The sequence below is a fragment of the Promicromonospora iranensis genome, assembly GCF_028994775.1.
Lineage (GTDB): Bacteria > Actinomycetota > Actinomycetes > Actinomycetales > Cellulomonadaceae > Promicromonospora > Promicromonospora iranensis_A.
This window is the reverse complement of record NZ_JAJQMN010000006.1, coordinates 48174-74182: the sequence shown is the minus strand read 5'-3', so window position 1 is coordinate 74182 and position 26009 is coordinate 48174. Positions and strand designations below refer to the sequence as shown.

Genomic DNA, 26009 nt, shown 5'->3' with positions numbered 1-26009 from the left:
GCCTCGCTGCATTTGTCGGACCGGACCGCCTTTTGATGATGAATCAATTGCGGCACACCGCCGAGGAATGCGGAGGAGCTGCGAAACGGCACGTCTGCGGCGCGGTGCCGGCGCGGCATCGGTGCGGTGGTGGTGCGCTGGCAGCGGGGCGACGTGCGGCAGACGTCCGGCCTCCGGCCGTGCGGGCACGGGAGCGTCCGGGGCATGGGAGACTTTGCCTGATGTCTACTCCCGCTGAACCCTCCGCCGTGGCCGGCGGCGAGACGGATCCCGCAGCAGCCACGCCCCCGTCGTCGGGCAGCCGTGTGCTGGTCGTCTGGACCGTCGTCCTCGCGGCCTTCGTCCTGGCCGCCGACCAGCTGACCAAGTGGTGGGCCGAGTCCGCACTGGTCGCGAATGCGCCCACCATCCCTGTCGTGGGCGATCTGCTCGGGATCCGGCTGATCTACAACCCGGGCGCGGCGCTCTCTATCGCCTCGGGCTACACCTGGATCCTGACCATCGTCGTAACGGTCGTCGTGGTGTTCATCATCCGGGCGATCGGGCGCCTCGGTTCACGTGGCTGGGCTGCGGCGCTCGGCCTGCTGCTCGGTGGCGCCGTCGGCAACCTCGTGGACCGCCTGGTGCGTGAGCCCGGGTTCGCGCGGGGCCACGTCGTGGACTTCATCGACTACGCGGGCTTCTTCGTCGGCAACGTCGCCGACATCGCCGTCGTCTCGGCAGCCGTGCTGATCGCGCTGCTGTCCCTGCGGGGTATCGGCCTGGACGGCAAGCGCCACACGGACGACGAGCCCGGCGAGCAGGTCGGCGACGAGTCCGGCGACCAGCTCGACGACGGGCCCGGCGACAAGCCCGGTGACTGGCCGGCCGGCCAGGGCGACCCCGCCTGATGGCGCTGCGCACGCTGCCGGTCCCCGACGGGCTGGCAGGCGACCGCGTCGACGCCGCGCTGGCGCGCATGCTCGGGCTCTCGCGGACCCGCGCGGCGGAGCTCGCCGAGGCGGGTGCCGTGCGCCTCGACGGGCGCCCGGTACGCAAGTCCGACCGGGTGCTGCCCGGCGGCTGGATCGAGGTGGACCTGCCCGAGGAGCGGCCCGCAGTGGAGGTGGTGGCGGAGCCCGTGCCGGGCATGGGCATCGTGTACGACGACGACGACCTGGTGGTCATCGACAAGCCGATCGGCGTGGCGGCGCACCCGTCGCCGGGCTGGACCGGGCCCACGGTGGTCGGGGCGCTCGTCGCGGCGGGCTACCGCGTGTCGACGTCGGGCGCGGCGGAGCGGCAGGGCATCGTGCACCGGCTCGACGTCGGTACGTCGGGCCTGATGGTGGTCGCGAAGTCCGAGCTCGCGTACACCGGCCTCAAGCGCGCCTTCAAGGAGCGCACCGTCGACAAGATCTACCACGCCCTGGCGCAGGGCCACCCGGACCCGACGTCGGGCACGATCGACGCCCCCATCGGGCGCCACCCCAGCTCGGACTGGAAGTTCGCCGTGACCGCCGAGGGCAAGCCGTCGGTGACGCACTACGAGACGCTCGAGATGCTGTCGGCGGCGTCGCTGCTGGAGGTGCGTCTGGAGACCGGGCGCACCCACCAGATCCGCGTGCACCTCGCCGCGCTGCGCCATCCGCTGGTGGGCGACCTGACCTACGGGGCGGACCCTGTGCTGGCCTCCAAGGTCGGTCTGACACGCCAGTGGTTGCATGCGCACCGGCTCGGGTTCGAGCACCCGACGACCGGGCGCCGGGTCGAGGTGGAGTCGCAGTATCCGGCGGATCTCGCGGCCGCTCTGGACGTGGTGCGGGGCGCCTACAAGTGATGTGAGGTTCCGCTCGGCGTTGCCCGTGGCCGGGTGTCAGTGGGGCGATCTAAACTCGCCGCATGCCCTCCGCCACCGCCTCGAAGAGCGACGACTTCGTCCACCTCCACGTCCACACCGAGTTCTCGATGCTGGACGGCGCGGCGAGGATCGGCGACCTCATGGAGGAGGTCGGGCGGCAGGGGCAGCGCGCCATCGCGACGACGGACCACGGCTACCTGTTCGGGGCGCACGAGTTCTGGGCGCAGGCGCAGAAGGCCGGCATCAAGCCGATCATCGGTGTCGAGGCGTACGTCACGCCGGGCACCAGCCGGTTCGACCAGACCCGGGTGCGCTACGGCGAGGCGGGCCAGGAGTCCGACGACGTCTCGGCACGTGGTGCGTACACCCACATGACGCTGCTGAGCAAGAACAACACCGGCATGCACAACCTGTTCCGGGCGTCGTCCCTGGCCTCCCTGGAGGGCCAGATGGGCAAGTGGCCCCGCATGGACCGGGATCTGCTGGAGAAGTACTCCGACGGTCTCATCGCGACCACGGGCTGCCCGTCGGGCGAGGTCCAGACCCGGCTGCGGCTGGGCCAGTGGGACGAGGCGGTCCGGCAGGCCGGGGAGCTGCAGGACATCTTCGGCAAGGAGAACTACTACGTCGAGCTGATGGACCACGGTCTCGATATCGAGACCCGGGTGACCAAGCAGCTGCTCGAGCTGAGCAAGACGATCGGCGCGCCGTTGGTGGCCACCAACGACCTCCACTACGTCCGCGAGGAGGACTCGACCAGCCAGGAGGCGCTGCTGGCGATCAACTCCGGTTCCACGCTGGACGACCCGAACCGCTTCAAGTTCGACGGCACCGGCTACTACGTGAAGTCCGCCGCCGAGATGCGCAAGGTCTTCAAGGAGCTGCCTGAGGCGTGCGACAACACGCTGCTCATCGCCGAGCAGTGCGAGGTCTCGTTCAACACCTCGGCCAACTACATGCCGCGGTTCCCCGTCCCCGATGGGGAGGACGAGATCTCGTGGTTCATCAAGGAGGTCGAGGCGGGACTGCTCCGCCGGTATCCGAACGGGTACTCGGACGCGGTGCGCAAGCAGGCCGACTACGAGGTCGAGGTCATCATCCAGATGGGCTTCCCGGGGTACTTCCTCGTGGTCGCCGACTTCATCAACTGGTCCAAGAAGCAGGGCATCCGCGTGGGCCCCGGGCGTGGCTCGGCCGCGGGCTCGATGGTGTCCTACCTCATGGGCATCACCGAGCTGGACCCGCTGGAGCACGGCCTGATCTTCGAGCGCTTCCTGAACCCGGAGCGCGTCTCCATGCCCGACGTCGACGTCGACTTCGACGAGCGCCGGCGCGGTGAGGCCATCCGGTACGTCACGGAGAAGTACGGCGACGACCGCGTCGCGATGATCGTCACCTACGGCACCATCAAGGCCAAGCAGGCGGTCAAGGACTCCGCACGGCTGCTCGGGTTCCCGTTCGCGATGGGGGAGAAGCTCACCAAGGCGATGCCGCCCGCCGTCATGGGCAAGGACATCCCCCTGTCGGGCATCTTCGACCCGAAGCACCCCCGGTACTCGGAGGCCGGCGAGTTCCGCCAGGTGCACGACACCGATCCCGAGGCGCAACGTGTCGTCGAGCTCGCGCGCGGTATCGAGGGCCTGAAGCGGCAGTGGGGCGTGCACGCCGCCGGCGTGATCATGTCGAGCGAGCCGCTGATCGACATCATCCCGATCATGAAGCGCCCGCAGGACGGCGCGATCATCACGCAGTTCGACTACCCGACGTCCGAGGGCCTCGGCCTGATCAAGATGGACTTCCTGGGTCTGCGCAACCTCACGATCCTCGACGACGCGCTCGAGAACATCGTGATGAACGGCAAGGACCCGGTCGAGATCGAGACCGTGCCGCTGGACGACAAGGCCACCTACGAGCTGCTTGCCAGCGGCAACACGCTCGGCGTCTTCCAGCTCGACGGCGGACCCATGCGTTCGCTGCTGCGGCAGATGCGGCCCGACAACTTCGAGGACGTCTCCGCCGTCATCGCCCTGTACCGGCCCGGGCCGATGGGCATGAACTCGCACATCAACTACGCGCTGCGCAAGAACGGGCAGCAGCAGATCGAGGCGATCCACCCGGATGTCGCGGAACCGTTCGCGGAGATCCTCGACGAGACGTACGGTCTCATCGTCTACCAGGAGCAGGTCCAGCGCGCCGCCCAGATCATGGCCGGCTACACGCTCGGCCAGGCCGACCTGCTGCGTCGCGCCATGGGCAAGAAGAAGCCCGAGGTGCTGGCCAAGGAGTACGTCAACTTCGAGAAGGGCGCCAAGGACAAGGGATACAAGCCCGCCGCGATCAAGGCGGTCTGGGACACCCTGGTTCCCTTCGCCGGGTACGCGTTCAACAAGGCGCACTCCGCCGGCTACGGCCTCGTCGCCTACTGGACCGCCTACCTCAAGGCGAACTACCCGGCCGAGTACATGGCCGGCCTGCTCCAGTCGGTGGGTGACAACAAGGACAAGATGGCGCTCTACCTCAACGAGTGCCGCCGCATGGGCATCACCGTGCTCCCGCCGGACGTCAACGACTCCGCCGCCAAGTTCACCGCCGTCAAGGGCGACATCCGCTTCGGGCTCACCGGCGTGCGGAACGTGGGTCGCAACGTCGTGGACGCCATCGTGGAGAGCCGCGAGGAGAAGGGCGCGTTCACGTCCTTCCAGGACTTCCTCGACAAGGTTCCCGCGCCGGTCTGCAACAAGCGGACCATCGAGTCGCTCATCAAGGCAGGGGCCTTCGACTCGCTCGGGCACACGCGGCGCTCGCTGCTCGTCGTGCACGAGCAGGCCGTCGACTCCGTGATCAGCGTCAAGCGCAAGGAGGCGGAGGGCCAGTTCGACCTCTTCGCCGACTTCGGCGGCGGTGGCGACGACGAAGCCGGCATGGGCTTCTCCATCGAGGTGCCGGACCTGCCGGACTGGGAGAAGAAGCAGAAGCTGCAGTTCGAGCGGGAGATGCTCGGCCTGTACGTGAGCGACCACCCGCTGTCCGGGCTGGAGCATGTGCTCCAGCGGGCCGCCGACACGTCGATCGCCTCGCTGATCGCCGATGAGCACCGGCCGGACAACTCGGTGGTGACCGTCGCGGGCCTGCTCACCTCGGTGCAGCGCAAGATGAGCAAGAACGGCAACCCGTGGGCCGCGGTGACCGTCGAGGACCTGGAGGGCGCCGTCGAGGTCATGTTCTTCGGCGAGACCTACCTCGCGTACTCGACGATGCTCGCTGAGGACCAGGTGGTGGTGCTCCGCGGCAAGGTGCGGCGCCGCGACGAGTCGATGTCGCTCCAGGCCATGGAGGTCGCACTGCCCGACATCACCGTCGGTTCGGACTCACCGCTGGCCGTCACCGTGCCGCACAGCCGGGCCGTCGAGCCCGTCATCGTGCGGCTGCGAGAGGTGCTGGCGACGCACCCGGGATCGGCGGAGGTGCACGTCGTGGTGGCGGAGCCGGGCAAGAAGACGCTGGTGCGGGCCTCCGACAGCCTGCGGGTGGAGAAGTCGCCCGCCCTCTTCGGTGATCTCAAGGCGCTGCTCGGACAGGGCTGCCTCTCGTGACCGAGGCCAGGGACGTCGGGACCGACCGCTACCGTGAGGCCGATCACGACCGTTTCGCCCTCGTGCCCGCCGCCTACGTCTTCTTCCGGCGGGAGGGCCAGGTGCTGCTCCAGCTACGGCAGGGCACGGGCTACCGCGACGGGTACTGGGCGTGCGCGGCCGCCGGCCACGTGGAGGAGGGCGAGTCGGTGATCGACGCCGCGGTGCGCGAGGCCCACGAGGAGCTCGGCGTGGTCGTGGGGCCGGAGGACGTGCGGCCGCTGACCGTCCTGCACCGCGGCGAGCCGGGCGGACCCGCCATCGAGCAGCGCGTCGACTTCATGTTCGAGGTCACCCGATGGACCGGGACGCCGTCGATCCAGGAACCCGAGAAGGCCGCTGACCTGGCGTGGTTCCCGTTCGTGGCGCTCCCGGAACCGCTCGTCCCGCACGAGGCGGTGGTGCTGCGAGCAGTGCACGACGCCGGCCGGCACGGCACCGAGATGCCGCGCATCCTCGGCTACGGGTTCTGACGCGCTGTCCTCGCGAGGCGCGACCGAGGTCGCGTCGCCGCGCGACCTAGGGCGGATGTGGGGGCGGGCGGTCGCGCACGACGCTGTAGCCATGACGCGGACACCGATCACCTCGGCACCCCAGACATCTCACGCAGCTCAGACACCTCAGGCACGGTCCCGGCCCGGCACGAGCCTCGCGACGAGCGGTACCGCCGTCGCAGTCGTCGCCGTCCTCGTCGTCCTGGCCTCCACGACCGCGCTGGTCCTCGGCCCGACCGAGGAGTACGCGCGGATCTTCCCTCCGCCCTGGGTCGCCCTGGTCGCCGTCGGGCTCCTGCTCTGCGCGGTGCCGGCCGCCCGCACCGCGCCCGCCGGCCGTCTCACGGCGGTCCTCGGATGGGCGGCCGCCGTCTTCTTCCTCGGCGGGTCCGGAGGCGTCGTCCTTGACGCGTTCCGCGCTTTCTTCTGGGTCACCGGCATTCCCGCGGGAGACTTCGACCGCGTCGACTGGCCGGGCGCCGTCGCGCGGACCGTGAGCCTGCTCGCCGCGCTGGTCACGGTCCACCACACGTGGCGCAGGGGCCTGGGCACGCCGCGGGCGGCCGACGTGGGGACGAGCGTGCGGACGCGCAGGGTGCTGGCCTGGGCGGCGGTCGTCCTGGTTGTCCCGTATCCGTCGCTGAAGCTCGTGTGGTGGGGACAGGCGCTCGCCGACCCGGCGTCGGCGGAGCAGGGCATGTTCCCCGGGATGGAGCTGCTTGCGTTCGGGGCGGCGCTGGTCCTGGTGCTCCTGATGGTTTCGTCACGCACGCCGTCCGTGCTCGGCCGCGCGCTGCTCATCGGCGGCTGGGCCGCCTCGATGACCCTGCTCAGCATGGGTTTCCTCATGGTGTTCGGGATGCTCGCGCAGCTGACCGGTGTCGCGGCGAGCAACGTCACCTTCTCGTCCGACGGAGCGGCGCTGATGGTGTTGTGCGTCTACGGCACCTGGCTCATGCTCGGGGTGGTCGTGCTGGCCGCGACGCTCCAGCTCATGGACCGGCGCAGGAGGGCAGTGTGAGCACGAGACCGAGGAGAGCGGATGTCCTGATCGCGGGCGTTGCCGCCGTCACGCTGTTCCCGCTCACCGTCCTGGTGGCGACCGCCTCGCTCCCCGGACCGCAGTCGTGGATCGTGTCCGGGCTCGCGTTCGTGGCGCACGGCGCCTTGGCGTGGAGGCGCTCCAGGCCCGTGGCCTCGTTGCTGACCGTGAGCGCTGCTGTCGGCGGGGAGATCGCGGCGACGGGCCTGTTCTACCTGCTGCCCTCCACCCTCGTGCTTCCGATGAGCCTCTATGCCGCCGCTGCCTACTCGGGCCGCTCGGGGCGGTGGCTGCCTCTCACGCTCGGTCTCGTCGGTTCGGTGGTCGCGGCCGGGCGGCACGCGGTCGACCCGAGCGTCGTCGGCTCAGGGTTCGGGCCGGCGTCGTGGCTGCTCGCCCTCCTGTTCGCCGCCGTGGTGATCTGCTCAGGGGTGATGGGCCGCCTGCGTCGTGCCCAGCTCGTGGCCGTCCAGCTCGCCGAGGAGCGTGCGGAGGCGGAGCGGCACGACCGGGAGCGGGGCGAGGAGCTCGCCGCAGCCCAGGAGCGTGCCCGCATCTCCCGCGACATGCACGACGTGCTCGCCCACTCGCTGTCCGCCATCATCGGGCAGGCCAGGGTGGCGCGGTTCGACGACTCCCGGACCGCACCGGCGCTCGCGACGATCGAGGAGACGGCGCGTGAGTCGCTCCACGAGATCCGAGGCATCCTGCGGCTGCTCCGAGCGGGCGACACGGAGGCCCGGCCGCAGCCCGGTCTGGCCGACCTCTCGGAGCTCGTCGACCGGGCACGATCGCTCGGCTGTGCCGTCACGCAGACGGCGGACGGCGCGCCGCTGTCCGTCAGCGGCGCCGGGCAGCTCGCCGTCTACCGATTCGTCCAGGAGGCGATCACCAACGTGACCAAGCATGCGTATCCCGGGGCGGCGGTGGACCTGGCGTTGCGGTGGGGCGACGACCAGCTCACGGTGACCGTCGCGAACGATCACGTCCGGACCGGGACCCAGCCGGAGGCCGCGACCGGGATGGGGCTGAGAGGAATGCGCGAGCGGCTGCTGGCGGTCGGCGGGAGCCTGGCCACGGCCGGCGCGGACGGTGCCGGTCCCGGACGGTTCGCCGTGACCGCCGTCGTCCCCGCACGGGCAGAGGCCGGAGCATGATCCGCGTGCTCGTGGTCGACGACCAGGACCTCGTACGAGCGGGCGCTGTGGCGAGCGTCGGTGCGCAGCCGGACATGGAGGTGGTCGGTGAGGCCGCCACCGGTGTCGACGCCGTGCGGGAGGCGATGCTCCGCGTACCGGACGTCGTGCTGATGGACATCCGGATGCCGCAGCTCGACGGCATCGACGCCACCCGTCAGATCCTCGACCGCCATCCGGAGGCGCGCGTCCTCGTGCTGACGACGTTCGACGTCGACGAGTACGTCTTCGCCGCGCTGCGGGCGGGGGCGTCCGGGTTCCTGCTCAAGGACGCCTCCGTCGAGGAGCTGGCCGCGGCGATCCGCGCGGTGCACCGGGGCGACTCGGTCCTCTCCCCGTCGACGACCGGCCGTCTCGTCGAGCTCATGCTTCCGGTGGTGCCCGACCCGGGGCGGCGGGCCGCCGCGGAAGCGGCCCTCACCGACCGCGAGCTCACGATCGTGCGACTGGTCGCCCGTGGCCTGAGCAACGCCGAGATCGGCGGCACGGTCTTCCTGGCCGAGGCGACGGTGAAGACGCACGTGGGCCGGGTCCTCACCAAGCTCGGCGTGCGCGACCGGGTGCAGGTAGTGATCTGGGCCTACCAGAACGGGCTCGTCGGCTTGTCGGGCTGACATCGAGGCTCCGGAGGGATCCGCCCGGGTGGACGGACAGGCCTGTCACAGATCCGGGTCGTTCCCGGTCATCACGGGTACAGGATGTCTACCGAGAGGCGCAGCACGATGACAGTGTCAGAGAACCACGCAGCACACGTGCACGGGGACGGCGAGGACGGCGGGGCTCCGGCGGGCTGGAAGACCGCGGCCACGATGCTGCAGGACGCAGCGCCCTTCACGGTCCCGGACGGCGCCTCGGCCATGACCGTCCATGTCGAGTGGGAGCCCGGCGACCCGGGGACCCCGCCGCACCGTCACTCCGGTCCCGCCTTCGGCTACGTCGTCAAGGGCGCGGTCCGGTTCGAGATCGAGGGCGAGGCCGAGCGCGTCGTCGAGGCCGGTGGGACGTTCTGGGAGCCGGGCGGCGACGTCATCCACTACCAGGACGGCAACGCGCTGACGGACGCCCGGACGGAGTTCGTGGTGGTCATGCTGTGCGCGCCGGGCAAGCCCATGCTCGAGCTGGTCGACGAGGCGGAGCTGGCCGAGCGCGCCCACCTGCGCGCCCCGCGCCCCACGGCCTGAGCCTGGTCGTCTGCCGGCGTAAGTTTCTCCCTTCTGAAACGCTTCAGAACGGAGCTGCTTAGACCTCGAAGGGGTGGGCTCCGAAGGGTGGGCGACCTCAGGAGGAGACAGCCGGGTTCCGTGGGTCAGTGGAACCGGCCCCGGACCGCCTCGCCGTGCGCCGGTAGGTCCTCGTCGTTCGCGATGGCGACGATACGGTCGGCGAGCTCCTCGAGGGCGTCCCGTGTGTACTCGACCTGCTGCACCGACTTCAGGAAGCTGTGCACGCCCAAGCCGCTCGCGAAGTGCGCGGTGCCACCGGTCGGCAGCACGTGGTTGGACCCGGCCATGTAGTCGCCCAGCGACACCGGCGACCACGGCCCGACGAAGATCGCACCGGCGCTGTGCACGCGCGAGGCGACCCGGGCGGCGTCCGCGGTCTGGATCTCCAGGTGCTCCGCGCCGTAGGCGTTGACGACGGCCACACCGGCGTCGATGTCGTCCACCAGGACCACCGCGGACTGCGGGCCGTCGAGGGCGCGCGCCACGCGGGTGGAGTGCTTGGTGGCCGACGCGAGGTCCAGGACCCGCGCCTCGACCGCGGACGCGAGCTCGGCCGAGTCGGTGACCAGCACGGAGGCGGCCATCGGGTCGTGCTCGGCCTGGCTGATCAGGTCGAGGGCCACGTGCCCGGGGTCGGCGCTGTTGTCGGCGAGGACCGCGATCTCGGTGGGGCCTGCCTCGGCGTCGATCCCGACGATGCCCCGCACGAGCCGCTTCGCCGCGGCGACGTACACGTTGCCGGGGCCGGTGATGACGTCGACGGGCTCGCACAGCGTCTCGCCGTCCTGCGGCTCGCTCCCGGGAACGCCGTACGCGAACATCGCGACCGCCTGCGCGCCGCCGACCGCGTAGACCTCGTCCACGCCCAGCAGCGCGCACGCGGCGAGGATGGTCGGGTGCGGCAGGCCGCCGTTGTCCTTCTGCGGTGGTGAGGCGACGGCGAGGCCGGGCACGCCCGCCTCCTGCGCGGCGACGACGTTCATCACGACCGACGACGGGTACACCGCCAGCCCGCCTGGCGCGTACAGGCCGACCCGCTGGACCGGGATCCAGCGCTGCCGCACGACGGCGCCCGGCGCGAGGTCGGTCACGTGGTCGGCGGGAAGCTGCTCGGCGTGCGTCCGGCGGACACGGCGGATCGATTCCTCCAGGGCCCGGCGCACCAGCGGCGTCAGGCTGTCGAGGGCGTCCGTCAGGGCGGTGGTGGGCACCCGCAGGTGCTCGGGCGCGATCCCGTCGAACCGCAGACCGATCTCACGCAGCGCGGCCGCGCCGCCCTCGCGGACCTGGCGCAGCAACGGCTCGACCGCATGGACGGCCTCGTCCACTCCGGCCTCGGCACGGGGTAGGACGTCGAGGAGGGCGCGCCGGCCGAGAGGCCGGCCGCGCAGATCGATGCGTTGGATCACCCGGCCAGTCTATGGCGGCGAGCGGGAGACAATGCTGTGGTGTCCAACTCTGCATCCCACCCAGCATCCGATTCCGGCTCCGTGCCCGAGGTCCCGATCCGGGACGATGTCATCCGCCTGGGCCAGTTCCTGAAGCTCGCCGACCTTGCCGAGGACGGCGCGCAGGCGCGCGACCTCATCGCCGACGGCGAGGTGCGGGTCAACGGCGAGGTCGAGACCCGCCGCGGCCGGCAGCTCGTACGCGGCGACGTGGTCAGCGTGGCGCTGGCGACGGGCGACGAGTCGGCGAAGGTCGGCTGACCACCTGGTTGGGGCGTGATCGCTCTGCCTCAACTGGCGGGTAGGCGCAACGATCACGCCCACAACCAATGTGGGGTCAGGACGCCATGTACGTCGACGCCATCACCTTGTCGACGGTCACGCGCAGCACGATCCGGTCCGGGTTCGGCCCCAGCTGGCGGTAGCGGCGCGCGTACCGTGCGACGGCGTCGGCGATCTCGGCCTCGTCCTCGCTGACGGCGATGGTGCCCTCGAGCGTGATCCAACGGCCGCCGGCGACCTGGCAGAGCGCGGCGCGCGGGTCTCCGCCGTCGGGCAACGGGGTGGCGTTGCGCGCCTTGAAGGAGGTGCGGTTCGTCGTGATCCGCGCGACCCCGGCGTCGGCGTCCCAGGTGAAGGCGACGGGGACCACGTGCGGGGTCCCGTCAGGGCGCAGGGTGGTGAGGGTCGCGAGGTGGCGCTCGGTGACGAAGACGAGCTGCTCGGGGTTGAGTCGGATCACGACGCGAGTCTAGGTCGGGGCGGGCGGGCGCTGGTCGTCGACCGGTGCCCAGGGTGTGGGTTCCCCGTATTCCCCGGTACGCCGCATTTGGCTAGCGTTCCTCACAAATGCCCCATCCGGCCTGGACCCGAGGAGTGCCATGAGACGGCGTACATCGTTCCTGGCGGCGGGCATCGCCGCCGTGCTGGTCAGCGGTCTCGCGATACCGGCCCTCGCGGCGCAGGCCGGGCCGTTCGCGGCGCCGGCCGTCGTGGACTGCGCCGCGGCGACATGGGCCGAGGGCAGCACGTACGCCACCGGCGACCGGGTGACCCACCTCGGTCGCGGGTATACCGCGCGGGTGGGGCACACCGCGCACGTCGGCGCCGGCTGGACGCCGGGCACCACGCCCAGCCTCTGGGCCGACGACGGCGCGTGCGCGACCCAGCCCGACCCGGACCCGACCGACCCGACGCCCGACCCGGACCCGGACCCCACCGATCCGACGCCCGACCCGGACCCGGACCCCACCGATCCGACACCGGACCCGGAGCCCACGCCCACGGACTGCGGCCAGCGTCCGCGCCCGTCGGGCAAGGTGCTGCAGGGCTACTGGGAGAACTGGGACGGCGCGAGCAACGGCGTGCACCCCGGCCTCGGCTGGATCCCCGTCACCGACTCGCGCATCACGCAGCACGGCTACAACGTGGCGACCCTCGCGTTCCCCGTGATCCGTTCCGACGGCACGGTCCTGTGGGAGGACGGCATGGACTCCGGCGTGCGGGTCCCGACGCCCGAGGAGATGTGCGCGGCGAAGGAGAGCGGGCTGACGATCCTCATGTCGATCGGCGGTGCCACCGCCGGGATCGACCTGTCCTCCCAGGCGGTGGCCGACCGGTTCGTCGAGACGATCGTGCCGATCCTGCGCGAGTACAACTTCGACGGGATCGACATCGACATCGAGACGGGCCTGACCGGCAGCGGCTCGATCACGCAGCTCTCGACGACGCAGGCCAACCTGATCAGGATCATCGACGGCGTGCTCGCCGGTATGCCGGCCGGGTTCGGGCTCACCATGGCGCCCGAGACGGCGTACGTCACCGGGGGCAGCGTCGTCTACGGCTCGATCTGGGGTTCGTACCTGCCGATCATCAAGAAGTACGCCGACAACGGGCGCCTGTGGTGGCTCAACATGCAGTACTACAACGGGTCGATGTACGACTGCTCGGGCAACTCCTACGCGGCGGGCACCGTCGAGGGCTTCCGGGCACAGACCGACTGCCTGAACGCGGGGCTCACCATCCAGGGGACGACGATCCGCGTGCCCTACGACAAGCAGGTCCCAGGCCTGCCGGCCCAGCAGGGCGCGGGCGGCGGCTACATGGTGCCGTCCCTGGTGAGTCAGGCGTACGGCTCGTACAACGGGGCGCTCAAGGGCCTCATGACCTGGTCGATCAACTGGGACGGGTCGCGCGGCTGGACCTTCGGCGACAACGTGAAGGCGTTGCAGGGTCGGTAGCCGCCCGGCGTCAGGCGCCCGGGCCGTCCGCGCGCACCACCGCGTACTGATAGCGATGGCTGCTGCCCGGACGGCTCGGCCGTGTCCACCAGGACTCGACCTCACCGTGCTCTCCGAGGCGTTCGCGGACCAGCGCATCGGTGCGGCGGTGGAAGTAGCGGGGCGGACCGTAGTCCTGGTCGGGCTCTGCCGACGGGCCGACGGTCAGCTCCGCCGCGCCCCACATGCCGACCGCGAACAACCCGCCCGGCACCAGTACCCGGGTGATCTCGGACAGTGCCGCCTCCAGCTCGTCGTCGTCGAGATGCATCAGGGTGCTCATGGACCAGACGGCGTCGAAGGCGTGGTCGTCGAACGGCAGGTCGGTCGCCGGCGCGACGTGTGCGTCCAGGTCCGCCGCGCGGGCGACCTCGACCATGCCGGGGGAGAGGTCGGCTCCCGTGTACACGAAGCCGGCGGCGGTGAACGCCGCACCGTCCAGGCCCGGGCCGCAGCCGATCTCCAGCACCGTGCGCGACCGCTCCTCCGTGAGCCGGGCCAGGAACTCCTCCCGTGCGGCGGTGCGCCACGGCGGGATCGGCCGCAGCGCCCGGTCCGCGGCCTCTGCGTCGTAGTAGGCCAGGAAGTCCGCGCGGCGTGCTTCCCGGTCCGCCGGCGGCTCGGACGTGCTCGTGGTGGAGGTCACGGCGGTGATTCTAGGTACCGCGGACGTGGTCGGTGTGGATAACCCGCTCGCGGTGTCGGTGGCTGCTCTTAGGATCGATGACGTGACCAGAGACCCCTTCGCAGATCTGCCCTTCAACGTGGAGGAGCCGCCGGACGACGCAGCGTTCCTGACCGAGGTCGGTGACCCGGCGCCTCCGCCGTCCGCCCGGAACACGCCGGAGGCGCAGGCCGCCAAGCTGCAGATGCTGCGCGGGCTGCTGGACGAGGACGCGGCCGCAGCGGCGGCCGCCCCGCCGCTGCGCAGGCGCAAGCCCGAGCCGACGCCGGAGCCGGTGCTGGAACCGGCGCCGGAGGCCGAACCCGACGTCGCCGAGCCGGCAGCCCTTCCGGTCGCCACGGCCACGCCGGGCGCGTCCCTGCGCGAGGAGGCAGAGGCCGCGCTCCGCGAGCTCGTCGGCCGCGACGAGGCACGCCTGCGCGACGACCAGTGGACCGCCATCGAGGCGCTCGCCGCGTTCCACCGCCGGGCGCTCGTGGTGCAGCGCACCGGGTGGGGCAAGTCCGCCGTGTACTTCGTCGCGACCAAGCTCCTCCGGGCGCGAGGCGCCGGCCCGACCGTGATCGTGTCGCCGCTGCTGGCGCTCATGCGTGACCAGATCTCGGCCGCCTCCCGTGCGGGCATCCGTGCGGTGACCATCAACTCGGCCAACATGACCGAGTGGGACGAGGTGCACGCCTCCATCTCGCGCGGCGAGGTCGACGTGCTGCTGTGCTCGCCGGAGCGGCTGAACAACCCGGGCTTCCGGGACGAGGTGCTCCCGCGTCTGGCGGCCGACGCCGGGCTCGTGGTCATCGACGAGGCGCACTGCATCTCCGACTGGGGGCACGACTTCCGCCCGGACTACCGGCGTATCCGCACGCTGCTGGCCGACCTCCCCACGGGGATCCCCGTGCTCGCCACGACGGCCACCGCGAACGAGCGCGTCACGCAGGACGTCGCCGAGCAGCTCGCGGTGCACGCGGACGGCGCGAGCGACGAGGAGGTGCTGGTGCTGCGCGGCGGGCTCGACCGCGAGTCGCTGCACCTGGCGGTGCTGGAGCTCGGCGACCAGCCCACCCGCGTGGCGTGGCTCGCCGAGGCGCTGCAGGACATCGACGGTTCCGGCATCGTCTACTGCCTCACCGTTTCGGCGGCGGAGCAGGTCGCCGAGCAGCTGCGCGGGTACGGCCTCGCGGTCGCCGCGTACACGGGCCGGACCGAGCCCGCGCAGCGCGAGCAGCTGGAGGCGGACCTCAAGAACAACGAGGTCAAGGCGCTGGTCGCGACGTCAGCGCTGGGCATGGGCTTCGACAAGCCGGACCTGGCGTTCGTGGTGCACCTCGGTGCGCCGTCGTCGCCGATCGCGTACTACCAGCAGGTCGGTCGTGCCGGACGTGGCGTCGACCAGGCGCTCGTCGTCCTGCTCCCGGGTGTGGAGGACAAGGCGATCTGGGACTGGTTCGGCGAGCAGGCGTTCCCCGCCGAGAACCAGGTACGCGCGACGCTCGACGCGCTGCGCGGCGGCGGCACCATGTCGACGGCCGTGCTGGAGACGCAGGTTGACCTGCGTCGCTCCCGCCTGGAGACCATGCTCAAGGTGCTCGACGTCGACGGCGCCGTGCGGCGGGTCCGCGGCGGGTGGGAGTCCACCGGCCAGGAGTGGTCGTACGACGCCGAGCGGTACGCGAGGGTCTCCGCCAGCCGCGCCGCGGAGCAGCAGGCGATGGTGGACTACGTCAATACCCAGGGCTGCCGCATGGCGTACCTGCGCGCCCAGCTCGACGACCCGGAGCTGGCACCCGGCTGGCGCTGCGGCCGCTGCGACCGGTGCGGCGGGATGGCGCTGCCGGAGCCGCCCGACGCCGAGGCGGTCGCCGCGGCGCGTGCCGAGATGGACCGTCCGGGCGTCGAGGTCGAGACCCGCAAGATGTGGCCCACCGGCCTGGCCTCGATCGGCCTGGACCTCAAGGGCAAGATCCCGCCTGCCGAGCTCGCCGAACCGGGCCGGGCGGTCGCCCGGCTCGACGGCCTGGGCTGGTCCGGTCCGTTGCGTGACCTGCTCGCCCCGACGGCGGGCGACGGCGAGCTCCCGGTGCCGCTGCGCCGGGCCGCTGCGCGCGTGCTCGACGAGTGGAGCGCACTCCGCCCGGTGGCCGACGCCGCCGATCCCGTCGAGGCGGGCGCCGGTGAGGCCGGTGAGCCGGACGGTACGGGCGAGGCGGAGCCCGGCCCGCTCGTGATCGAGGCGGTGGTGGCGGTCCGGTCCATCACGCGGCCGCAGCTGTCGTACCACCTGGCCACCGGACTGGCGAAGTACCTCGGCGTGCCGATGATCGGCGCCATCGGTCCGGTCGCCGGGCAGGAGCAGCCCGGCCGCCACGACGTGAACTCGGCGATGCGGCTCGCGGGAGTGGCCCGGCGTCTGCAGCTGCAGCTCGGTGAGGGAGCGCTGCGCGGCCTGCCGGGCCGCACCGTGCTGCTGGTGGACGACTACACCGACTCGGGCTGGACGCTCACGGTCGCCGCCCGGCTGCTCCGCCAGGCCGGTGCGGCAGCCGTGTACCCGTTCGTGCTGGGTGTGCGGTGAGCGCGGGGTGACGTTGCCCACGCGCCCGGTGGGCGGACTCACACCGGGTCGGTGCCGCACGGTTCGTAGACTGGTCCGGTGATGACCCACGCCGTCGACCAGCACAGCGCGGAGGACAGCGCGCCCTCGGTGCGGCTGCCGCTGCGCCCGGAGCTGGCGAACGAGAAGCCGTACGGCGCGCCGCAGCTCGACGTCCCGGTGCTGCTGAACGTCAACGAGAACCCGTACCCGCCCGGCGAGGAGGTGGTCGCCACCATCGCCGAGGAGGTGGCGCGCGCCGCTCGCGGGATGAACCGCTACCCGGACCGCGAAGCGACGGTCCTCCGCCAGGACCTCGCGGACTACCTCGCGGTGGAGACCGGCGTCGACCTGGAGCACCTGGACGTGTGGGCGGCTAACGGGTCCAACGAGGTGATGCAGCACGTGCTGCAGGCCTTCGGCGGGCCCGGCCGCACAGCCCTGTCGTTCGCGCCCACGTACTCGATGTACCCGGAGTACGCGCGCGACACGCACACGGCCTGGGTGGTGGGCCGCCGCCAGGAGGACTTCACGCTCGACCCGGCCTATGCCGCCGAGACCATCCGTGAGGTGCGTCCGTCGGTCATCCTGCTGGCCAGCCCCAACAACCCGACCGGGACCGCGATGCCGTCGGCCACCGTCGAGGCGGTCTGCGAGGCCGCCCTGACCGTCGACCTCGACGGCGCGCACCCTGTCGTCGTGGTGGACGAGGCCTATGCGGAGTTCCGGCGTCCCGGCACGCCGTCCGCCGTGGCGCTGCTGGCGCGGTACCCGAACCTGGCGGTCACGCGCACCATGTCCAAGGCGTTCGCCGCGGCCGGTGCCCGGCTCGGCTACCTGGTCGCGTCCGGTGACTTCGTCGACGCGCTCCGGATCGTACGACTGCCCTACCACCTGAGCGCCATCACGCAGGCCGCGGCAGGCGCCGCGCTGCGTCACCGCGAGTCCCTCATGGCTCAGGTCGCCACGCTGCGCGCCGAGCGCGACGCGTGCGTCGACTGGCTGCGCGCGCAGCGGCTCCCGAGCGGCCTCCCGTTCGAGGTCGCCGACACCGACGCCAACTTCGTCCTGTTCGGCAGGTTCAGCGATCGGCACGCCGTGTGGCAGGGTCTCCTGGACCGCGGTGTCCTGATCCGCGAGACCGGCCCCGAGGGCTGGCTGCGGGTGTCGATCGGCACGTCCGCCGAGATGGCCGCGTTCCGCGCGGCGCTCACCGAGGTCCTGCGGCAGCAGGGAGAGGAACAGTCATGAGCAGGACAGCACGCGTCGAGCGCGCCACCTCCGAGTCGAAGGTGCTGGTCGAGCTCGACCTGGACGGCACCGGGCGGACCGAGATCAGCACGAGCGTGCCGTTCTACGACCACATGCTCACCGCGCTCGGCAAGCACTCGCTGATCGACCTCACCGTGCAGGCGACCGGTGACACCCACATCGACGCCCACCACACGGTGGAGGACGTCGCCATCAGCATCGGCGAGGCGCTGCGTGAGGCGCTCGGCGACAAGGCGGGCATCTCCCGGTTCGGTGACGCCCTCGTGCCGCTCGACGAGGCGCTCGCCCAGGCCGTGGTGGACGTGTCGGGCAGGCCCTACCTGGTGCACGAGGGGGAGCCCGCCGGCCAGGAGTACCACCTCATCGGCGGCCACTTCACCGGCTCGCTGACGCGGCACGTGCTGGAGTCGATAGCCCACCACGCGGGTATCTGCCTGCACGTGCGGGTGCTCGCAGGCCGGGACCCGCACCACATCGTCGAAGCTCAGTTCAAGGCGCTGGCGCGTGCGCTGCGCGCCGCCGTCGCCGTCGACCCGCGGGTCGACGGCATCCCGTCCACGAAGGGTGCGCTCTAGCAGCCATGTCCGACAGCACCAGGCCCGAGAACGACGGGTCCAGCAGCAGCAGCACGCCGGCCGGCGACGACCTGCCCGACTTCGACCTCGACAACCTCGAGATCCCGGACGACCTGTCGTCCCTGACCGGTGGCGGCCAGCCCGAGTTCGCTGCGGTCATCACGCAGATCGCCGGCGCCGAACCGCTCGCGGCGGCCAGCTCCCTGGCACAGCTCGACCTCGACGCGGTACCCACGTCGATCGGCGCGGTCGCGGTCCTCAAGGACCTCGCCGGCGACGCCCCGGAACAGGCCGCCGCGGCGATCTCGCAGCTCGTGCGGGGTGTCCCGCTCGTCCTCGTGACCCGCACCGGCGAGCAGATGACCGCCGTCCGGTTCGCCGACGGCGTCCGCGGCGACGAGCTCGCCCCGGGCCTCGTGCTGGGCGGCGCCCCCGACAACGTGGTCGACCTGCTGACGGGTGCCACCAGCGTGGCCGACCTGGACGGCGTGGTCGGCTCCACGTCGATCAGCAAGTTCAAGGCGGTGTGGATGCTGACGTCCGCGGCCCGCAAGGCCCGCAAGGGCATGGGCAAGGGCGAGCCCGGCTCGGGCAGCACGGACGGGGCCTGAGCATGGGCGCAAGGGTCGTCGTCCTCGACTACGGCTTCGGCAACGTCCGGTCTGCCGTCCGCTCCCTGGAGCGGGTCGGCGCGGACGTGACGCTGACCGCCGACCGGGCGGCCGCGCAGGAGGCCGACGGCCTCGTGGTCCCGGGCGTCGGCGCGTTCGCAGCGTGCATGGCGGGCCTGAAGGTCGTCCGCGGGCACGAGGTGGTGGGCCGCAGGCTGGCCGGCAACCGTCCGGTCCTCGGTATCTGCGTGGGCATGCAGGTGATGTTCGACGCCGGGGTGGAGCACGGTGAGCGGGCCGAGGGCATGGGGGAGTGGCCCGGCGTCGTCGAGCGGCTGGGAGCCCCCGTCGTACCGCACATGGGCTGGTCGCCCGTGGAGGTGCCCGCTGGTTCGACCCTGTTCGAGGGAATCGCCGACGAACGCTTCTACTTCGTGCACTCCTACGCCGCGCAGACGTTCGCCAAGGGGCACGACGAGAACGCGGTGGGGGTCTTCTCGCCGCCGAAGGTGACCTGGGCCGACCACGGCGGGCGCTTCGTCGCAGCGGTGGAGGACGGCCCCCTGGCGGCGACCCAGTTCCACCCCGAGAAGTCGGGCGACGCCGGGGCGCGGCTCCTGGAGAACTGGGTCCGCTCGCTCGCCTGACCGCACCACTGCACGACCACACCACCGCACCACCCGCTGAGTGCTGGATATCTGTCGGCCTACGAGGGCCGATGCAACAGATACCCAGCACTCAGCTCCGACAGACACAGACCTTGGAGAGACATGACCGACCGCCTCGTGCTCCTGCCCGCCGTCGACGTCGCCGACGGCCAGGCCGTCCGCCTCGTCCAGGGCGAGGCCGGCTCGGAGACCTCGTACGGCGACCCCCTGACCGCTGCCCTGGACTGGCAGTCCGGCGGCGCCGAGTGGGTCCACCTCGTGGACCTGGACGCCGCCTTCGGGCGCGGTTCCAACGCCGAGCTGCTCGCGCGGGTCGTCGGTGAGCTGGACGTGCAGGTCGAGCTGTCGGGCGGTATCCGCGACGACGAGTCGCTGGAGCGCGCGCTCGCGACCGGCGCGCGGCGCGTCAACCTGGGCACCGCGGCGCTCGAGGACCCGGCCTGGACGGCCAAGGTCATCGCCCAGCACGGTGACCGCGTGGCCGTGGGGCTCGACGTGCGCGGCACGACGCTCGCCGCCCGCGGCTGGACCAAGGAGGGCGGCGACCTCTGGGAGGTCCTCGCCCGCCTGGACGAGGCGGGCTGCGCCCGCTACGTCGTCACCGACGTGACCAAGGACGGCACGCTGCGCGGCCCCAACCTCGAGCTCCTGTCCGACGTCGCCGCGCGCACCACCGCGCACGTCGTCGCCTCGGGCGGCATCTCCTCGCTCGACGACCTGACCGCCCTGCGCGCGCTCGGCACCATCGAGGGCGCGGTCGTCGGCAAGGCGCTGTACGCCGGGGCGTTCACCCTGCCCGAGGCGCTCGACGTCGCCGGCCGCCCGGCCGCCGAGGTCGGAGAGTGAAGTCGATCCAGCCGTCCAGCCAGTTCGCGGACGACGACGGCTCGGCCGACGATGAGCTGACCCGGCTGCTCGCCGGCTACACGACCGGGACCACTCCGCTGCGCGACGTCGTCCTGCGGCTGGCCGAGACCCGGGTGCTCGTGCCGGTCCTGGCCGAGCTCGGCGTCGCCGAGCAGAACCCGGACGGGCTCACCGTCGACAAGGAGGCGTCGTCCGGCGTCGTGGCGCTGGAGGCCCCGGACGGCCGCCGGGCACTGCCCGTGTTCACGTCGGTGGCGGCCATGCAGGCGTGGCGGGCCGACGCGCGGCCCGTGCCGGTCGAGGCGTCGCGTGCGGCGCTGTCGGCGGTCAACGAGAACTGGGCGCTGATCGTCGTCGACCCCGCCGGTCCGTCGACGGCGCTCGTACCCCGGCCCGCCGTATGGGCGCTGGCGCAGGGCAAGGAGTGGCGGCCGGCGCTGGTGCCGCACGAGGACGGCCTGGCGGTGGACCCGGAGGTCGCCGCGGAGGTGGCCGTCGCCGCCGCCCCGGTGCAGCACGTGGTGCGGGCGCACGCCGAGCCCGGCCGCAAGGCGGAGGTCGCGGTGGTGCTCGGCCTGAACCCGGGCCTGGACCGGGCCGGCCTCGATGCGGTGCTGGCCCAGGTCAACGCCCGGCTCGCGGCGTCAGAGGTGATCTCGTCGCGGGTGGACTCGCTGGAGCTGCGGATCGGCGCGGCCCGCTGACCGCCCGGACGGGTCCAGGCGCTCAGCAGCCCTTTGCCGGGGTGAATGCCGTGTCGTCGGCCAGCATGTCCTGGAGCGTCGACAGCGGCACGAGCAGGCTGTTGTCGTCCGCGGTCTTCGCATAGACGACGCCGATCACCCGCCCCTTGTCGTCCAGGGCCGCGGACCCCGACGAGCCGGGCTCGACGGGAGCGTCGGTGAGCAGCACCTCGCCGAGGTTCGCGTTGAGCGGGTCCCGCGTGGTGCCCATGACCTCGCCCTCCGTCACGGTGAGCTCGCCGCCTGCCGGGTAGCCCACCACGGTGACGGGGTCGCCGGGTTTCGGGTCGGACCCGGCGAGCTCCGGGTGCGACGGCAGGGGATCGGTGGTCCGGACGACGGCGAGGTCCGCGAGACCTGCCGTCGAGGTGGCACCGACCGTGATGTCATGCCCGTCGTACGTGCTGACCTCGAGATCCTTCGAGTCGGCGACCACATGCTTGTTCGTGATCAGCGTGTGCTCGTCGATCGCGAAGCCGGAGCCCGTGGACAGCTCCTCGCAGCCCACGTTGCGGATCCGGACCGCCATGCGCTCGACGGCGTCGAAGCCGTCGGGGCTCAGGGCGTCGCCGCCGGCAGCGGGGGAGAGCCCGACGGGGGTGGACGGGACGATGTCGCTCGGGACCGGCTCCGGCATCGGCGGCAGCACACCGCAGCCGCCCAGCGCACCGGTCAGGAAGAGCGTCCCGACGACGAGGGCGCGGCGCGCGAGCGAGCGCGGCCCCGACCTCACGGGCGCAGCTCCCGCTGCAGCGCCTGGTTCGCCTGCTCGGCGTCCTCGCACAGCGCGCCGACCTGACGCTCGTAGCGGCCCAGGTCGGCTGCCTCGTACTGGTCGGCGTCCTTGAGGTAGCCGACCAGCTGCTCCTGGCCCGACACGCACTGCCCGAGCGCCGAGGCCACGGTGGCCGCTGCCGCGCTGACCTGGGTCTGGTAGTCGAGGTACTGCTGCGACGCCACGTTCTCGTCACCGAGCTGGGCCTTCTCGTTCGCCAGGTCCGTGATCCGCGCCGTCGCGGTGGACAGCTGGTCGCGGGCGGCCTGCAGCTCGGTGTTGGCACCGTCGAGCTGCATCCGCAACGACGCCACCTCCTCGGCGTACTCGTGCGCCTTGCCCTCCCACTCGGCGGAGCTGCGCTGCCAGCGGACGGTCGTCACCCACAGGTAGGCGCCGACGGCGATCGTGGCGACCAGCAGTACGGCGAGCCAGCGTGAACCACGGCGCGGCCCCGGTGCCCGAGCAGGGCCGGGGGCCGCCACGACGGGGGCCTCGGTCATCAGACGACGGAACCCGTGTACTTCTCGCCCGGCCCCTCGCCCGGCGCGTCGGGGATGACCGACGCCTCACGGAACGCGAGCTGGAGGCTGCGCAGGCCGTCACGCAGCGAGCGGGCGTGCTGGTTGCCGATGTCGGGCGCGCTCGCGACCACCAGCGCGGCGAGCGCGGTGATCAGCTTGCGGGCCTCGTCGAGGTCTTTGAGCTCCTCGGCGTCGTCGCCCTCGGCCAGGCCGCACTTCACGGCGGCGGCACTCATGAGGTGCACGGCGGCGGTCGTGATGACCTCGACGGCCGCGACCTCGGCGATATCGCGTGTTGCCTGGTCAGGGCCTACCGGAGCCTGGAAGTCGGCAGGGGTCTCGTCGATGGAGCTCATGGAGACCATCTTTCCATCCCGACAGGGGTGCGGGTGAACATCTCTTCTGGGCTAGCCTGCCACCGTTCAACGGTGACACAGGGGAGGCCCTTCGATGCATGACGACATCACACTGACCACCGGGCGCGTACAACGCGTGCTGACGGAGCGCATCTGGCCGGCGGTCCACGGGACGTCCGTCCCGCTCGGCGTCGAGTGGCACGTGCTTCCGGGGGAACCGGTCCCCCCGCAGGAGGGCCTGGCCCTCGCCATGGAGCCCTACGAGGTGGGTACGCCGTGGGGCAGGGCCTGGGGCACCACCTGGTTCCGGCTGACCGGATCGGTGCCTGCCGAGTGGGCGGGCCGCGCCGTCGAGGCGGTGGTCGACCTCGGCTTCGACGCGAGCATGCCGGGCTTCCAGGCCGAGGCGCTGGTCTACCGGCCGGACGGCACCACGGTGAAGTCGATCAACCCGCGCAACCAGTACATCCCGGTGGTGGACGCCGCGGTGGGCGGCGAGCAGGTCGAGCTGCTCCTGGAGGCGGCCTCGAACCCGGTGCTGCTCGGGCACGACATGTTCCGGCAGACCCAGGAGGGCGACACCAGGACGTCCTCGCCGCGTCCCCTGTACACGACGCGGCGCATGGACCTCGTGATCTTCGAGGCAGAGGTGCACGGTCTCGCGCTCGACGTCGAGGTGCTGCTCGAGCTGCAGGCCGAGCTGCCCACGGGCCGGCGCCGCATGCGGATCCTGCAGGCCCTCGACGACGCCCTCGACGTGCTCGACCTGCAGCGCATCCCCGAGACGGCGGCGGCCGCCCGGACGGCGCTCGTGGACGTGCTCGCCAGCCCCGCGGAGGCGAGCGCTCACGAGATCTCGGCGGTCGGGCACGCGCACATCGACTCCGCGTGGCTGTGGCCGGTGCGGGAGACGATCCGCAAGGTCGCGCGGACCACGTCGTCCATGGCGGACCTCATCGACCGCACCGACGACTTCGTCTACGGCATGTCGTCGGCGCAGCAGTACGCGTGGGTCAAGGAGCACCGGCCCGAGGTATGGGCCCGGGTCAAGGAGGCGGTGGCGTCCGGGCGGTTCCTGCCGCTGGGCGGCATGTGGGTGGAGTCCGACACCGTGATGCCGTCGGGCGAGGCGCTCGCGCGCCAGTTCTCCCAGGGGCAGCGGTTCTTCGAGCGCGAGTTCGGCCTGCGGTCGCACGGCGTCTGGCTGCCGGACTCGTTCGGCTACTCGCCGGCTCTGCCGCAGCTCGTGCGCCGCGCCGGGTTCGACTGGTTCTTCACGCAGAAGATCTCGTGGAACCAGGTCAACAAGTTCCCGCACCACACGTTCTGGTGGGAGGGCATCGACGGCTCGCGGGTGCTGACCCACTTCCCGCCCATGGACACCTACAACTCGCAGCTCTCGGGCGAGGAGGTCGCCCGGGCGACACGCCAGTTCAACGAGTCCCGGCACGCCACCGGCTCGATCGCACCGGTCGGCTATGGCGACGGCGGTGGCGGCACCACCCGCGAGATGACCGGCAAGGCCGAGCGGCTCGCCGATCTCGAGGGCAGCGCGAAGGTCCGCTGGGAGCACCCGGACGCGTTCTTCGAGCGTGCTCGCGAGGAGCTGGCCGCGCACGCGACCAGTGACAGCGCTGTCTGGGTGGGCGAGCTCTACCTGGAGCTGCACCGGGCGACGCTGACCTCGCAGCACAAGACCAAGCAGGGCAACCGCCGCAACGAGCAGCTGCTGGTCGAGGCGGAGGTGTGGGCGGCGACGGCGTCCGCCCGGACCGGTGCGGACTACCCGTACGACGAGCTCGACGCGCTGTGGCAGCAGGTGCTGCTGCTGCAGTTCCACGACATCCTGCCCGGGACGTCGGTCGCGTGGGTGCACCGGGAGGCCATGGAGCAGCACGCGGCGATCACGGCGGGTGCGCAGGAGATCATCGAGCGCTCCCTGCGGACGCTGGTGGGCGAGGGCGACACCGCCCTGCGGGCGAACCCCGCGGTGTTCGCGCAGGCGGGGGTGCCGGCCCTGGGCGTGGCCCCGGCGTCGGGCCCGGCCGCCGCGGCCAGCACCCTGACCGAGCTGCCCGACGGCGGCTACGTGCTGGCGAACGACCTCGTCCGGGTCACCCTGGACGGGGCCGGGCACGTGACGTCCGCGATCGACCTGGCCACCGGCCGCGACGCCGTCGCGCCCGGCCGCGAGGCGAACGTGCTCCAGCTCCACCAGGACTTCCCGAACAAGTGGGACGCCTGGGACGTCGACCGGTTCTACCGCAACTCGGTGACGGACCTGCGTGCGGCCGAGAAGGTCACCGCCACCGTCGACGAGGGTGTGGCGGTCGTGACCGTGCGCCGGACGTTCTCCTCCTCCACCCTCGAGCAGGTGATCACCCTCGCGCCGGGCAGCCGGACCCTCGAGGTCGCGCTGGAGACCGACTGGCACGAGGCCGAGAAGTTCCTCAAGGTCGCGTTCCCGCTCGACGTGCGCGCCGAGCACATGGCGGCGGAGACCCAGTTCGGGTTCCACAAGCGGGTGACCCACACCAACACCAGCTGGGAGGCGGCCAAGTTCGAGACCTCCATGCACCGGTGGGTGCTCGCCGAGGAGCCAGGCTTCGGCGTCGGCCTGGTCAATGACTCGGTCTACGGGTACGACGTGACCCGTGAGGTGTCCGACGACGGGGTGGCGCCTGCGCCGGGCGTCCCCGAGGTGACGACCACCGTGCGCCTGTCGCTGCTGCGCGCGCCGCGGTTCCCCGACCCCGAGACGGACCAGGGGATCCAGACCCACCGGTACGGCCTCGTGGTCGGTGTGGACACCGCGGCGGCGACCGAGGCGGGTGCGACGTTCGGCGCGCGGCCGCGGGAACTGCGCGGTGGTGCCGGCGTCGAGCCTCTGGTCAGCGTGTCGGGCGGCGTGACGCTGTCGGCCGTCAAGCTCGCCGACGACCGGTCGGGCGATCTCGTGGTCCGCGTCTACGAGGCGCTGGGCCGTCGCGCGTCGGGCACCGTCACGGTGGCCGCACCGGTGTCCGGTGCACGCACCGTGAGCCTGATCGAGGACGACATCGAGGGCGGCGCCGCGGACCTGACGTCGGACGGCGCGGTCGCCGTGGAGCTCAGCCCGTTCGAGGTCCGCACCCTCCGCTTCACGCGGGCGTAGCGGGGCCCGGGGCCGGCGGCAGGTGGTCGGTAATTCGT

Annotated in this window: 24 protein-coding genes; 18 read left to right on the top strand and 6 right to left on the bottom strand. The window is 71.9% G+C overall.

The window, feature by feature from the left end:
* Positions 1-221: 221 nt before the first annotated feature.
* The 8 genes from LUU90_RS12470 (at position 222) to LUU90_RS12435 (ending at position 9385) form a co-directional block, all read left to right on the top strand.
* Complete coding sequence (locus LUU90_RS12470; protein ID WP_275003753.1) at positions 222-890, top strand: signal peptidase II; 669 nt, start codon at positions 222-224, stop codon at positions 888-890.
* A complete protein-coding gene (locus tag LUU90_RS12465) occupies positions 890-1819 on the top strand; it encodes an RluA family pseudouridine synthase (protein ID WP_275003752.1) in 930 nt (309 codons plus the stop codon). The genes LUU90_RS12470 and LUU90_RS12465 overlap by 1 nt, the downstream gene beginning before the upstream one ends.
* Positions 1820-1881: 62 nt before the next feature.
* Entirely contained in the window at positions 1882-5433 is a 3552-nt protein-coding gene (dnaE, locus tag LUU90_RS12460; RefSeq protein WP_275003751.1) for a DNA polymerase III subunit alpha, read from the top strand.
* Positions 5430-5945 carry an NUDIX hydrolase gene (locus LUU90_RS12455; RefSeq protein ID WP_275003750.1) on the top strand — a complete coding sequence of 172 codons (516 nt, stop codon included), beginning with the start codon at positions 5430-5432 and terminating at the stop codon, positions 5943-5945. The genes dnaE and LUU90_RS12455 overlap by 4 nt, the downstream gene beginning before the upstream one ends.
* A gap of 91 nt (positions 5946-6036) precedes the next feature.
* Positions 6037-6987 carry a hypothetical protein gene (locus LUU90_RS12450; RefSeq protein WP_275003749.1) on the top strand — a complete coding sequence of 317 codons (951 nt, stop codon included), beginning with the start codon at positions 6037-6039 and terminating at the stop codon, positions 6985-6987.
* On the top strand, positions 6984-8165 hold the full coding sequence (locus LUU90_RS12445; protein ID WP_275003748.1) for a sensor histidine kinase: 1182 nt from the start codon (positions 6984-6986) through the stop codon (positions 8163-8165). The genes LUU90_RS12450 and LUU90_RS12445 overlap by 4 nt, the downstream gene beginning before the upstream one ends.
* Positions 8162-8818, top strand: a complete 657-nt coding sequence (locus LUU90_RS12440) for a response regulator (RefSeq protein ID WP_275003747.1) — start codon at positions 8162-8164, stop codon at positions 8816-8818. The genes LUU90_RS12445 and LUU90_RS12440 overlap by 4 nt, the downstream gene beginning before the upstream one ends.
* Before the next feature lie 108 nt (positions 8819-8926).
* Positions 8927-9385, top strand: coding sequence for a cupin domain-containing protein (locus tag LUU90_RS12435; RefSeq protein ID WP_275003746.1), 459 nt, complete (start codon positions 8927-8929; stop codon positions 9383-9385).
* Between the two features lie 125 nt (positions 9386-9510).
* On the opposite strand, the gene hisD is transcribed toward LUU90_RS12435, so the two are convergent.
* Positions 9511-10836 (bottom strand): histidinol dehydrogenase, encoded by a 1326-nt coding sequence (gene hisD / locus LUU90_RS12430; RefSeq protein WP_275003745.1) that lies wholly within the window; start codon positions 10834-10836, stop codon positions 9511-9513.
* Positions 10837-10872: 36 nt separating this feature from the next.
* Here hisD and LUU90_RS12425 point away from each other — a divergent pair, with 36 nt between their 5' ends.
* Complete coding sequence (locus LUU90_RS12425; RefSeq protein WP_425596225.1) at positions 10873-11136, top strand: RNA-binding S4 domain-containing protein; 264 nt, start codon at positions 10873-10875, stop codon at positions 11134-11136.
* Positions 11137-11212: 76 nt separating this feature from the next.
* Here LUU90_RS12425 and LUU90_RS12420 read toward each other — a convergent pair whose 3' ends face one another.
* Entirely contained in the window at positions 11213-11617 is a 405-nt protein-coding gene (locus LUU90_RS12420) for a pyridoxamine 5'-phosphate oxidase family protein (RefSeq protein ID WP_275003743.1), read from the bottom strand.
* Positions 11618-11756: 139 nt separating this feature from the next.
* On the opposite strand from LUU90_RS12420, the gene LUU90_RS12415 reads away from it, so the two are divergent.
* Positions 11757-13115 carry a carbohydrate-binding protein gene (locus LUU90_RS12415; protein WP_275003742.1) on the top strand — a complete coding sequence of 453 codons (1359 nt, stop codon included), beginning with the start codon at positions 11757-11759 and terminating at the stop codon, positions 13113-13115.
* 10 nt (positions 13116-13125) lie between these two features.
* Here the strand turns inward: LUU90_RS12415 and LUU90_RS12410 are convergent, their stop codons facing one another.
* Positions 13126-13800: a class I SAM-dependent methyltransferase gene (locus LUU90_RS12410; RefSeq protein WP_275003741.1), complete on the bottom strand. Its 675-nt coding sequence runs from the start codon at positions 13798-13800 to the stop codon at positions 13126-13128.
* Between the two features lie 82 nt (positions 13801-13882).
* Between LUU90_RS12410 and LUU90_RS12405 the strand changes: the two genes are divergently transcribed.
* The 7 genes from LUU90_RS12405 (at position 13883) to LUU90_RS12375 (ending at position 21123) form a co-directional block, all read left to right on the top strand.
* Positions 13883-16408: a RecQ family ATP-dependent DNA helicase gene (locus LUU90_RS12405; RefSeq protein WP_275003740.1), complete on the top strand. Its 2526-nt coding sequence runs from the start codon at positions 13883-13885 to the stop codon at positions 16406-16408.
* A gap of 81 nt (positions 16409-16489) precedes the next feature.
* On the top strand, positions 16490-17677 hold the full coding sequence (locus LUU90_RS12400) for a histidinol-phosphate transaminase (protein WP_275004039.1): 1188 nt from the start codon (positions 16490-16492) through the stop codon (positions 17675-17677).
* Positions 17674-18273, top strand: a complete 600-nt coding sequence (gene hisB, locus LUU90_RS12395; RefSeq protein WP_275003739.1) for an imidazoleglycerol-phosphate dehydratase HisB — start codon at positions 17674-17676, stop codon at positions 18271-18273. The genes LUU90_RS12400 and hisB overlap by 4 nt, the downstream gene beginning before the upstream one ends.
* Positions 18274-18278: 5 nt before the next feature.
* Entirely contained in the window at positions 18279-18884 is a 606-nt protein-coding gene (locus LUU90_RS12390) for a hypothetical protein (RefSeq protein WP_275003738.1), read from the top strand.
* A gap of 2 nt (positions 18885-18886) precedes the next feature.
* On the top strand, positions 18887-19531 hold the full coding sequence (gene hisH, locus LUU90_RS12385) for an imidazole glycerol phosphate synthase subunit HisH (RefSeq protein ID WP_275003737.1): 645 nt from the start codon (positions 18887-18889) through the stop codon (positions 19529-19531).
* Positions 19532-19654: 123 nt separating this feature from the next.
* A complete protein-coding gene (gene priA, locus LUU90_RS12380; RefSeq protein ID WP_275003736.1) occupies positions 19655-20398 on the top strand; it encodes a bifunctional 1-(5-phosphoribosyl)-5-((5-phosphoribosylamino)methylideneamino)imidazole-4-carboxamide isomerase/phosphoribosylanthranilate isomerase PriA in 744 nt (247 codons plus the stop codon).
* Positions 20395-21123 carry an SseB family protein gene (locus LUU90_RS12375; RefSeq protein WP_275003735.1) on the top strand — a complete coding sequence of 243 codons (729 nt, stop codon included), beginning with the start codon at positions 20395-20397 and terminating at the stop codon, positions 21121-21123. The genes priA and LUU90_RS12375 overlap by 4 nt, the downstream gene beginning before the upstream one ends.
* Positions 21124-21145: 22 nt before the next feature.
* Here the strand turns inward: LUU90_RS12375 and LUU90_RS12370 are convergent, their stop codons facing one another.
* The 3 genes from LUU90_RS12370 to LUU90_RS12360 are packed head-to-tail and all read right to left on the bottom strand — an operon-like array spanning position 21146 to position 22817.
* A complete protein-coding gene (locus tag LUU90_RS12370; protein ID WP_275003734.1) occupies positions 21146-21895 on the bottom strand; it encodes a S1C family serine protease in 750 nt (249 codons plus the stop codon).
* Positions 21892-22440: a hypothetical protein gene (locus LUU90_RS12365; protein WP_275003733.1), complete on the bottom strand. Its 549-nt coding sequence runs from the start codon at positions 22438-22440 to the stop codon at positions 21892-21894. Before LUU90_RS12365 ends, LUU90_RS12370 begins: the two co-directional genes overlap by 4 nt.
* Positions 22440-22817 carry a DUF1844 domain-containing protein gene (locus LUU90_RS12360; RefSeq protein ID WP_275003732.1) on the bottom strand — a complete coding sequence of 126 codons (378 nt, stop codon included), beginning with the start codon at positions 22815-22817 and terminating at the stop codon, positions 22440-22442. The genes LUU90_RS12365 and LUU90_RS12360 overlap by 1 nt, the downstream gene beginning before the upstream one ends.
* 94 nt (positions 22818-22911) lie before the next feature.
* Between LUU90_RS12360 and LUU90_RS12355 the strand changes: the two genes are divergently transcribed.
* Positions 22912-25971 (top strand): alpha-mannosidase, encoded by a 3060-nt coding sequence (locus tag LUU90_RS12355; RefSeq protein WP_275003731.1) that lies wholly within the window; start codon positions 22912-22914, stop codon positions 25969-25971.
* The last annotated feature ends 38 nt before the right edge of the window (positions 25972-26009 follow it).

What these genes read in the sequence shown, in the direction of transcription:
- LUU90_RS12470 (WP_275003753.1), top strand. Translation starts at nt 222, where the DNA reads ATGTCTACTCCCGCTGAACCCTCCGCCGTGGCCGGCGGCGAGACGGAT.
- LUU90_RS12465 (WP_275003752.1), top strand. Translation starts at nt 890, where the DNA reads ATGGCGCTGCGCACGCTGCCGGTCCCCGACGGGCTGGCAGGCGACCGC.
- dnaE (WP_275003751.1), top strand. Translation starts at nt 1,882, where the DNA reads ATGCCCTCCGCCACCGCCTCGAAGAGCGACGACTTCGTCCACCTCCAC.
- LUU90_RS12450 (WP_275003749.1), top strand. Translation starts at nt 6,037, where the DNA reads ATGACGCGGACACCGATCACCTCGGCACCCCAGACATCTCACGCAGCT.
- LUU90_RS12440 (WP_275003747.1), top strand. Translation starts at nt 8,162, where the DNA reads ATGATCCGCGTGCTCGTGGTCGACGACCAGGACCTCGTACGAGCGGGC.
- LUU90_RS12435 (WP_275003746.1), top strand. Translation starts at nt 8,927, where the DNA reads ATGACAGTGTCAGAGAACCACGCAGCACACGTGCACGGGGACGGCGAG.
- LUU90_RS12415 (WP_275003742.1), top strand. Translation starts at nt 11,757, where the DNA reads ATGAGACGGCGTACATCGTTCCTGGCGGCGGGCATCGCCGCCGTGCTG.
- LUU90_RS12400 (WP_275004039.1), top strand. Translation starts at nt 16,490, where the DNA reads ATGACCCACGCCGTCGACCAGCACAGCGCGGAGGACAGCGCGCCCTCG.
- hisB (WP_275003739.1), top strand. Translation starts at nt 17,674, where the DNA reads ATGAGCAGGACAGCACGCGTCGAGCGCGCCACCTCCGAGTCGAAGGTG.
- LUU90_RS12390 (WP_275003738.1), top strand. Translation starts at nt 18,279, where the DNA reads ATGTCCGACAGCACCAGGCCCGAGAACGACGGGTCCAGCAGCAGCAGC.
- hisH (WP_275003737.1), top strand. Translation starts at nt 18,887, where the DNA reads ATGGGCGCAAGGGTCGTCGTCCTCGACTACGGCTTCGGCAACGTCCGG.
- priA (WP_275003736.1), top strand. Translation starts at nt 19,655, where the DNA reads ATGACCGACCGCCTCGTGCTCCTGCCCGCCGTCGACGTCGCCGACGGC.
- LUU90_RS12365 (WP_275003733.1), bottom strand. Translation starts at nt 22,440, where the DNA reads ATGACCGAGGCCCCCGTCGTGGCGGCCCCCGGCCCTGCTCGGGCACCG.
- LUU90_RS12360 (WP_275003732.1), bottom strand. Translation starts at nt 22,817, where the DNA reads ATGAGCTCCATCGACGAGACCCCTGCCGACTTCCAGGCTCCGGTAGGC.
- LUU90_RS12355 (WP_275003731.1), top strand. Translation starts at nt 22,912, where the DNA reads ATGCATGACGACATCACACTGACCACCGGGCGCGTACAACGCGTGCTG.